The following is an 8,417-nucleotide window of genomic DNA, read 5'->3' on the forward strand; positions in this document are numbered from 1 at the left end:
CCGACTCCAGCACGCACACCACCCGCAGCCGCAGACCCTCCTGCGCAGCGGGCGATAGACGCCGCATGTCCCCACCCTCGATCACACCCCACCAACAGCAGGAAACCCACCATTTCCGGCTCAATAGCGCACCATCCCGGACCGTCACTCTGCTGGAACACCACGAGTTAAAGATCGGCAGTAGCCACTCTGGAAATGCTCAGTGCTTCCCGGCCCCGGAACGGGGCATGACGCCCCCGCTACGGACGAGGAGCGCGAACCAGACCGATCGACTTCATGCAATGCTCCTGCCCGCTGGCCCCCGAACCACTCGAGGGATGCTATGGCATGCTGGCGCCCAGGCTGGCGGCGAAGAAAGCACCCACCGACGCGCATGTGAGCAGCGCGATGTTTCCTACGAGTCCCCCCACAGCCAGTATCCGACTCATACGGTTACGGACTCCAGATATTCCCTTGCTGCGCCGGGCAAGGCCCAGGCCCCAAGCGCCGCCGACCGCTCCGACAAGGAAAAGCGCGAACACTGACAGAAAGGGCAACCTTGGCATCATAAATGCTACGACTCCCAGAGCCATGGCTGCAAGGGAGGCGAATCCCGCCCTGAACGCTGCGGGCACAGAATTGCTGGGACAGAGTAGACGCTTCATCAATTCTCCTTCGGGTAGAAACTGGAAGGGCTTCACATGCTAGAACTTACCCACCTATGAGTCAGATTGCCATAAATTTGGTCGTTGAAGTTAGTGCCTGTGAACAAACTTATCCGCAGCTCTAGTGTCTCGTTCTCTTGGCATGGAGCTCTCTATGGACCAGGCCGCTGCGCTGCGGGAGTTGGTGAGCAGTCGGGATGTGCCTGCGGATGTAGCCATGCGCGGCCGGATCGTGCTGTGGTCGGTGGAGGGGCGTCGGCGCAAGGACATCGCCGAGTTGCTTGGAGTATCGCTGCCGACGGTGGACCGCTGGAAGCGCCGTTATGCCGAGCACGGCCTGGCCGGGCTGGAAGGCCAGGGGCCTGGCGGGGGCCGGGAACAAGTGCCGGCGCGGGTTCGGGCCCGGGTGATTGCGCTGACGCGTATGACGCCGCCGGACGGCACCGGTCTTTCGCACTGGTCCACACGCGAGTTGGCGAAGTACCTGAAGCGGACTGAGGGAGTCACCGTGTCCTGGCACTACATTGCCAGGATCTGGCGGGAGGAGAATCTCAAGCCACACCGGTCGGGCACCTTCAAGATTTCGAAGGACCCAGCGTTCGCGCAGAAGGTCGCCGACGTGATCGGTCTCTACCTCGAACCGCCCGGCGGCGCGGTGGTGCTGTCGATCGATGAGAAGACACAGGTGCAGGCGCTGGACCGGACCCAGGTCGACGGTGACGATGCCTCGCCACTCATGGCTGGCCAGACTCGAGCCGGGAAGCGGCAGCAGTCCCGCCCAGTCGGGTGCCATCGCGCCGACGACGAGAGCAGATGGCATCAGCCTGCCCTGGCAGAACGGGATCACTGCGGCCGGGTGGGCCAGGGTGTAGGGCATGGTTCTGCTCCGGGGCCAGGGAAAAGGGGGCTCTTCCAGTTTTGGGGCATCCCTGGCTCACCGACCCGAGGGCTTCACCAACACCCTTCCTCACGCGAGAAACCGCACCAGTACCCTAAAAGTAGACATTCACACACCGGAGGGCTCAACTTGGCTCTGTTAGGGAGTGTGTCTCCCCCTCGTAGTGTGGAGATGTCCGCTATGAGGAAGCTTGACGGAAGAGATGCACGAGAGGTACGGCGCGGAGTTCCGGGCGGGTGCGGTCCGGATCGTCTGTGAGGCCGGGAAGCCGATCGCGCGGGTCGCGCGGGATCTGGGGATCGACGAGGGTGCTCTGGCCACGTGGGTCTGGCGGGAGATGGAGGCGTCCCGGGCCGGACTGGGCCCGGATGAGCGGGCCGAGCTCGCGCGGTTGCGCAGGGAGAATCATGAGTTGTGGATGGAGCGTGATGTCCTCAAGCGATCGGTGGTCCTGTGGGTGAAGGAGGCGACGAAGTGAGGGTTGCGGATTTCGTCGCCTCTCAGAAGGACCGACCACCAGGTGCCGCACGTCGTCTCGTGTCGGGCCCTTGAGCTCTCCGAGCCCTGGTTCTACAAGCGACTGGGACGAGCACCCACCGCGCGGGAAGAACGCCGCGCCGACTTGGCAGTGGCGGTCCGTGAGGTCTTCGATGCCTCGGTCGGCACCTACGGCTCCCCTCGTGTCCATGTCGAGCTCAGGGCGAGGGGCTGGCGGGTGTCGAAGAACACGATCGCCAAGATCATGGCCGAGCTCGGTCTGGCCGGCCGCGTCAGGAAGCGACGGCGCTCGCTCATCCGGCAGGGCAAACGCCCCGTCGCCCCGGACCTGGTCCAGCAGAAGTTCACCGCGCCGGCTCCGGATGTCGCCTGGTGCGGTGACATGACCGAGATCGCCACCGACGAAGGCAAGCTCCACCTCGCCACCGTCATTGCCCTGCACTCCCGCCGCCTGCTCGGCTACGCGATGGACGCCCATCACGACACCGAACTCGTCGTCGGTGCCCTGAACATGGCCACCGCGACCCGCCGCGGTGACGTGCGCGGCGACATCATGCACACAGACAGGGGCAGCGAGTACACGTCCAAGATCTTCGGGGACGCGTGCGTACGCCTGGGCATGGTGCAGTCCATGGGGCGCGTGGGCTCCGCCCTGGACAACGCGGTCGCCGAGGCGACGAACTCGACACTGAAGGTCGAGTACATCCACCGCCACCGCCACCGCTTCCGCACCCGCTCGGAGGCCCGCATCAAGATCGCGACCTGGATCACCGACTGGTACAACCCACATCGCCGGCACTCGGCCTGCGACTGGCTGTCCTACGAGAACCGACACACCGCCAGAGATCAGCAACCCCAAGCCGCTTAACAGAACCATCCACGCTGCGAGGGGATTGACAGTATCTTGTTCATCGCTTCACGGAGTTCGGCGCGCCGTGCCATCCCTTGAAGAAAAAAGCGTAGATATCTATATGGAGGGTTATGCGGATGGTCTCTGTCCCGGCCACTCCTGTTCGCTGGCCAGTCTTAGTGGGGAGTCGGGGTGGATGCCCGCAGCGGAGCGAGCCAAGCGCCTGAGCGCGTTGAGTACCCGCGCTCGCGAGGAGGCCCTGGTCGACGCGGTCTTAGTGTGCGCACCGTGGCTGGCCAGGTGTTCGTTCTCCAGATGGTCGTGATGCTCCTGCTGGCCGGGGCAGTGGCGACGGCGTGGGTGCTCATCGCGCGGGATGACGACCTGAGCGAGGCCGGTGAACGGTCTCGCGCTGTAGCCGAGGGGTTTGCAAACGGTCCGGGCACCGTGGCGGCGCTGCGTTCCGCCGATCCTTCGACGGTACTGCAACCGCGGGCCGAAGCGACTCGCAAGCAAGCCGATGTGGACTTCGTCATCGTGATGAACACCGCTGGTAACCATTACGCTGCTGCGGCACCAAACGACATCACGAAAACGTGCTTCGGCGCCATTAAGCCGGCGTCGCCCTGGCACCCATTCATCGAGCAGGTCAACACACGGTGCGGCCGGTTGATGCAAGCCGTAGTTCCGGTCACGGATACTGACGGTACGGTGGTCGGTCTGGTAGCTGCCGGGGTGCCACTCCACGGCACCAGCGGTCGCGAAGGCCGACGGCTTCCACTACTCTTCGGCGGCTTCGTCATTGCGGTGGCGGTGGCCGCTGTCGGCGCCGCACTGATCAGTAAGCGCCTGCGGCGCCAGACCCGCGGCCTGGACCCGGCGGAATTAGCGCGGATGTATGAACATCTGAGGCTGCTTTACCGCGCCAGCAGCGCCATCGGCACCACCCTTGAGGTGGAGCGCACTGCCCAGGAGCTAGCGCGAGTAGCAGTGCCGCCGTTCGCCGATTTCGTCACGGTCGACTTGGCCGAGCCGGTCGTACATGGCGACGAGCCGACGGTGGGTCGCGAGGCAAAGCTGCTGCGCGTGGCCGTTGGTGGCATCCGGGAGGACCACCCCCTGCTTCCGGTGGGCCGACACATCGGATACGCCCCCTCTTCGCCGCAGGCCCGCGCCATGTCCAGCGGGCAGGCCGAGCTTCTGCCTGATCTGCAGGCGGCCTGGGGGCGGAGCGATCAGAACGCTGAGGCCGCGGTGATCCTCGGCTACGGGATCCACTCGCTCATTGCGGCCCCGCTGAATGCGAGGGGCGCCACCCTGGGGGTTGTTACCTACTGGCGCCGGCAAGGACCGCGGCCCTTCGAACACGACGACCTTTCCGCGGCCAGTGAACTATCCTTCCGCACGGCGGCGAGCATCGATAACGCCCGTCATTACACTCGCGAGCACACCATGGCTGTCACCTTGCAACGCAGCCTGTTGCCGCACAGTCTGCCCGAGCAGAGTGCCATCGACGCTGCCACCCGCTACCTGCCTGCGCAGGCCGGTGTCGGCGGAGACTGGTTCGACGTCATCCCACTGTCCGGCTTTCGTGTAGCGCTAGTGGTGGGCGACGTCGTAGGGCACGGGCTGAGTGCCGCTGCCACTATGGGAAGGTTGCGCACGGCGGTGTACAACTTCTCCACATTGGACCTCCCGCCTGACGAACTGCTCGCAAATCTTGACGAATTGGTCAGCCGAATCGACCAGACCGAGACGGATATCGCAGGCGAAACTACGGTTACCGGAGCGACCTGTCTCTACGCCGTCTACGACCCCGTCTCCGGCCACTGCAGCCTTGCCCGAGCAGGACACCCACTCCCCGCTGTTGTCCACCCGGACGGCCAGGTGATCTTCCCTGACGCCCCCGTCGGCCCACCGCTCGGAGTGGGCGGCCTGCCCTTCGAAACAGCGGAACTCCAAGTACCCCAGGGCAGTCAGCTGATCCTGTACACGGACGGACTAGTGAAGGACCGCAGCCGTGACATTTCCACTGGAATCAGCACTCTACGCAACACCCTCGCGGTCCCCGGACGTACACCGGAGGAGACCTGCCAAGAGGTACTGTGTGCCCTGCGCCCGGCCCACCAGACCGATGACATCGCATTGCTGGTGGCCCGCACCCGCCGGCTGGAGCCCGATCAGGTCGCCGACTGGGACGTTCCAACAGATCCTGCCGCCGTGGCCGGCGTGCGGAGCGCTGCTGTACGGAAGCTGGCCGACTGGGGCCTTGAGGAGATGGCATTCACCACCGAGCTGATCCTCAGCGAACTGGTCACCAACGCCATCCGCTACGCAACTGGCCCGATTCACCTTCGCATACTGCGCGACCGCAGCCTCATCTGCGAGGTATCCGACACCAGCAGCACCTCCCCACACTTGCGGTACGCGGCACACACGGACGAGGGCGGACGCGGACTCTTCCTCGTCGCACAGCTCGCTGACCGCTGGGGTACCCGCTACACCGCGGCCGGCAAGGTCGTCTGGAGCGAGCAGGCACTGCCTTCCTCCCTGCGATGACCGCCCACGCAGGGACAGAAAGGGGACCGAAGAAACGGATCAGGGGTCTATCAAGGGAGTGTCATGAATCAGGTGTGGACTTCCCCGAAGGAGTCACCTGATGAGTACGACGACAGGTCACCTGATCGAGACCGTGGAGAGCGTGTCGCTTGCCGAGGTCGGCATGAGCGCTGAGGGTGCCGACGTGAAGTCGATGCCGGTGTCGCACAACGGTCTGTCCAGCGAGTTGCTGGAGGAGCTGGCCGCGCTCGCGGCCGAGAAGGTCCGCGGGGAGGGGCTGCGGCTGATGGGTGAGGGCGGTCTGCTGCCCGAGCTGGCCCAGCACCTGATGCAGGCTGCCCTGGAAGCCGAGATAGACGAGCACCTGGCTGCCGGGGCCGGGCGGGCCGCTCACCCCGACCACCTGCAACTGCTCAGGGACGATCCGCGGGGCACGGGAGCGGCGATCCGCGCCGACTACCGCGCCTGGTTCACCAGAGCCGAGGCGACCGTACGGGCCCGGCGCGGCGACACGCTCATCGAGGCCGCCCCGGGCAGCGCGCGGGAACTCTGGGCCAGCGCGCTGCCGTTCGCGACGGACGGCTACCCCGTCGAGTTTGTAGCCCTGGCCGTCCGGGAGGCCGACAATCGTCTGGCGACCGCGCTGCGCTACGCCTGAGCCCTGCAGCTCGGCATCCCGGCCCGTTTCACCACCAAGGCCGGCCACGACCGGTGCTTCGGCGTCGTCCCTGACGTCGTCGAGCTCGCCGCCTCCCATCCGGCGATCATGGCGGTCACCGTGATCCGCCGGGACGGCCAGGCCCTGCTCCGCCAGGTGCAGGGCGGTGCCGCGCATGTGTCGTGGTTTTCCCACGACACATAGCGGTGCTCCGCCAGGAAGCGGTCCAGGAGTCCGAGCTGACTCCATGCCTCATGCGGTCGCCAACGCCACCACTCAAGCCGACGGCTGGCCCGTCGGTATGCGGCTGCCGATGTACGGAACTCGTCGGCGCCGGCGAGGGCGGACTCGACCACCGCGTCGAACCCGCAGGACCTCACGTGCTCCTCAACAGCAGCCTGCCAGCGGCTCGTATCGAGCCGGACGTGAGCGCCCGCCGTACGGACGTCGGCGGCCAGCACCTCGATGTAGCGCCGGTGCACGGCCTTGTAGAGGTCGCGGCAGACCCGCACCGCGCTGCCGCGGCGGTCCAGCGCGGCCTGTGAGATCCGCGATCTCCGTCTTCCCCGCGCCCGGCTGACCGCCGACGATCATGACGACCGGCCGGTCCTGGCGGACAGCGCCCTTCGCCGAGGCCGGCAGGATGAGGGTGTCCAGGATCTCCTGGCTGTCTTCCTGCGGCAGCACTGCGGGCACGGCGTCGTCTTCTCTCACCGGTTGTCCTGGGCAGCGCGAACGGGGCCGACGGCACGGCGCGTCGGCAAGGTGGTACGCGAAAAGAAGCACCGGGGCGCGGCCTGGTGCGGCGAACGGCCGGACGGGCCGGTCAGGTCCGGGGTGCGTAGGGGTCGGCGTACGGCTCGACGGCTTGGCGAACCGTTTCCTGGGCGGGCGTCATGCGGGGGCCGGGGAGGTAGTAGCGGGAGCGGGCCCGGCCCTGGGGCTCCAGCCAGCCCAGACGGACCAGCTCGCGGATGTCGCGGATGGCCTGCTGCTCGGACAGGGATGCGTCGGCCTGATAGACGGTCCGGCGTACCTTCGAGCCCCAGAAGGCCGGCAGCAGCGCGTACACGACGCGCTCGTCCAGCCCGTCGCGCTCGGCGGCTTCGCCGAGGTGGATCCAGGCACGGGAGATCAGGTCGGCGCGGCGCTGGGCCTGCTGGGCCTGGCGGTGGTGGGCCTCCAGGCAGAAACGGATCCACGGACGGGTATCGCGCTCAGGCATCCAGCGGGGGCCGCCGACCTGCTGGAGGACCCGGTAGTAGGCGTAGGTGTTCTGGGCGCGGCCCAGCCACTCCTCAATGGAGGAGAACTCCGCAGGCAGCAGCTGGCCGGACTCCCGGGCGAACACCAGCGTCGACACGGCACGGGACATGCGCCCGTTGCCGTCCTTCCACGGGTGGATGTTCACCAGGTTCAGATGCGCCATCGAGGCGCGGACGTGCACGGGAGCGTCGAGGTCACCGTCATTGAGCCAGTCGATCAGCTCCGTCATCAGCCCTGGCACCTCCTCGCAGGCCGGGGCGGTGTAAGCGGGAACGAGCGGGTCGTCGGGGCTCGTGACGAAGACCGGACCGTCGCGCCAACGGCCCGGCCGCTTGTCCAGATGATGACCTTGCAGCATGAAATGCAGACCGTTCAGCAGCCCCGCGTCGTAGCGGAAGCCGTCCCCGGCGTCGGCGAGCGCCTGGATATAGGTCATCGCCCGCTGATAGCCCTCCAGCTCCACCCGGGTACGGTCCGCCGTCTCCAACGGCTCCTCACCCGCCATCAACGCCTCGACATCATCCACCGTCGCCGCATAACCCTCGATCGTGTTCGACCCGGCGATCGCGCGCGCCGTCAGGTTCCGGCGCAGCTGACCGGACCAGCGCGGCTGCGCCCGCAACTGGTGCCGCAGCCGGACCCGCATCTTCTCGATCTCTTCGAGGACCCAGTGGTCGTCGGCGCTCAGCGTCGGAGTCTTGCACAGCATAACCCAATGCCATCATGACAGGATCATCATGTCAATCTGGCGTACGCGATGGTTGCGGCGGGCGATGTCACGGCGCGGTTGATCTTCATGGCCTCACGGGGCCCCCGGGTCACAGATGCTGTCGGCGAGTTCGGACTCGCGCACGCCCGGGCAAGTGAGGTGGCGGGGCATCAACGCAATGGCGTGCTGATCCCGTGTGGCGTGACTCCTATTGAGCCGGAAATGGTGGGTTTCCTGCTGTTGGTGGGGTGTGATCGAGGGTGGGGACATGCGGCGTCTATCGCCCGCTGCGCAGGAGGGTCTGCGGCTGCGGGTGGTGTGCGTGCTGGAGTCGG

Annotated in this window: 5 protein-coding genes and 3 pseudogenes; 5 read left to right on the forward strand and 3 right to left on the reverse strand. The window is 66.5% G+C overall.

Annotated features, from left to right (window positions below; all coding sequences use genetic code 11):
* Nucleotides 1-861: 861 nt before the first annotated feature.
* A pseudogene (locus tag ACLJWH_RS41655) lies at nucleotides 862-1,341 on the forward strand (IS630 family transposase); the annotation flags it as partial.
* A 66-nt stretch (nucleotides 1,342-1,407) separates the two neighbouring features.
* On the opposite strand, the pseudogene ACLJWH_RS41660 reads toward ACLJWH_RS41655, so the two are convergent.
* Nucleotides 1,408-1,521 (reverse strand): annotated as a pseudogene (locus ACLJWH_RS41660) (DUF4184 family protein); the annotation flags it as partial.
* Between the two features lie 211 nt (nucleotides 1,522-1,732).
* Between ACLJWH_RS41660 and ACLJWH_RS41665 the strand changes: the two are divergent.
* The 4 genes from ACLJWH_RS41665 to ACLJWH_RS41680 all read left to right on the forward strand — a co-directional run bounded on the left by ACLJWH_RS41665 (nucleotide 1,733) and on the right by ACLJWH_RS41680 (nucleotide 6,107).
* Nucleotides 1,733-2,020 carry a transposase gene (locus ACLJWH_RS41665; protein ID WP_411147025.1) on the forward strand — a complete coding sequence of 96 codons (288 nt, stop codon included), beginning with the start codon at nucleotides 1,733-1,735 and terminating at the stop codon, nucleotides 2,018-2,020.
* Between the two features lie 42 nt (nucleotides 2,021-2,062).
* Entirely contained in the window at nucleotides 2,063-2,908 is an 846-nt protein-coding gene (locus tag ACLJWH_RS41670) for an IS3 family transposase (RefSeq protein WP_411147026.1), read from the forward strand.
* A 270-nt stretch (nucleotides 2,909-3,178) separates the two neighbouring features.
* Nucleotides 3,179-5,449 (forward strand): SpoIIE family protein phosphatase, encoded by a 2,271-nt coding sequence (locus ACLJWH_RS41675; RefSeq protein WP_411147027.1) that lies wholly within the window; start codon nucleotides 3,179-3,181, stop codon nucleotides 5,447-5,449.
* A 100-nt stretch (nucleotides 5,450-5,549) separates the two neighbouring features.
* Complete coding sequence (locus ACLJWH_RS41680) at nucleotides 5,550-6,107, forward strand: zeta toxin family protein (RefSeq protein ID WP_411147028.1); 558 nt, start codon at nucleotides 5,550-5,552, stop codon at nucleotides 6,105-6,107.
* Here ACLJWH_RS41680 and ACLJWH_RS41685 read toward each other — a convergent pair.
* Together ACLJWH_RS41685 and ACLJWH_RS41690 are read right to left on the reverse strand one after the other, a co-directional pair.
* Nucleotides 6,098-6,701: pseudogene (locus tag ACLJWH_RS41685) on the reverse strand (zeta toxin family protein). The gene ACLJWH_RS41680 and the pseudogene ACLJWH_RS41685 sit on opposite strands and share 10 nt — an antisense overlap.
* A 232-nt stretch (nucleotides 6,702-6,933) precedes the next feature.
* Nucleotides 6,934-8,082 (reverse strand): Fic family protein, encoded by a 1,149-nt coding sequence (locus ACLJWH_RS41690; protein ID WP_411147029.1) that lies wholly within the window; start codon nucleotides 8,080-8,082, stop codon nucleotides 6,934-6,936.
* Nucleotides 8,083-8,417: the final 335 nt, after the last annotated feature.

This window comes from Streptomyces sp. x-80, assembly GCF_046549095.1.
Classification (GTDB): Bacteria; Actinomycetota; Actinomycetes; order Streptomycetales; family Streptomycetaceae; genus Streptomyces; species Streptomyces celluloflavus.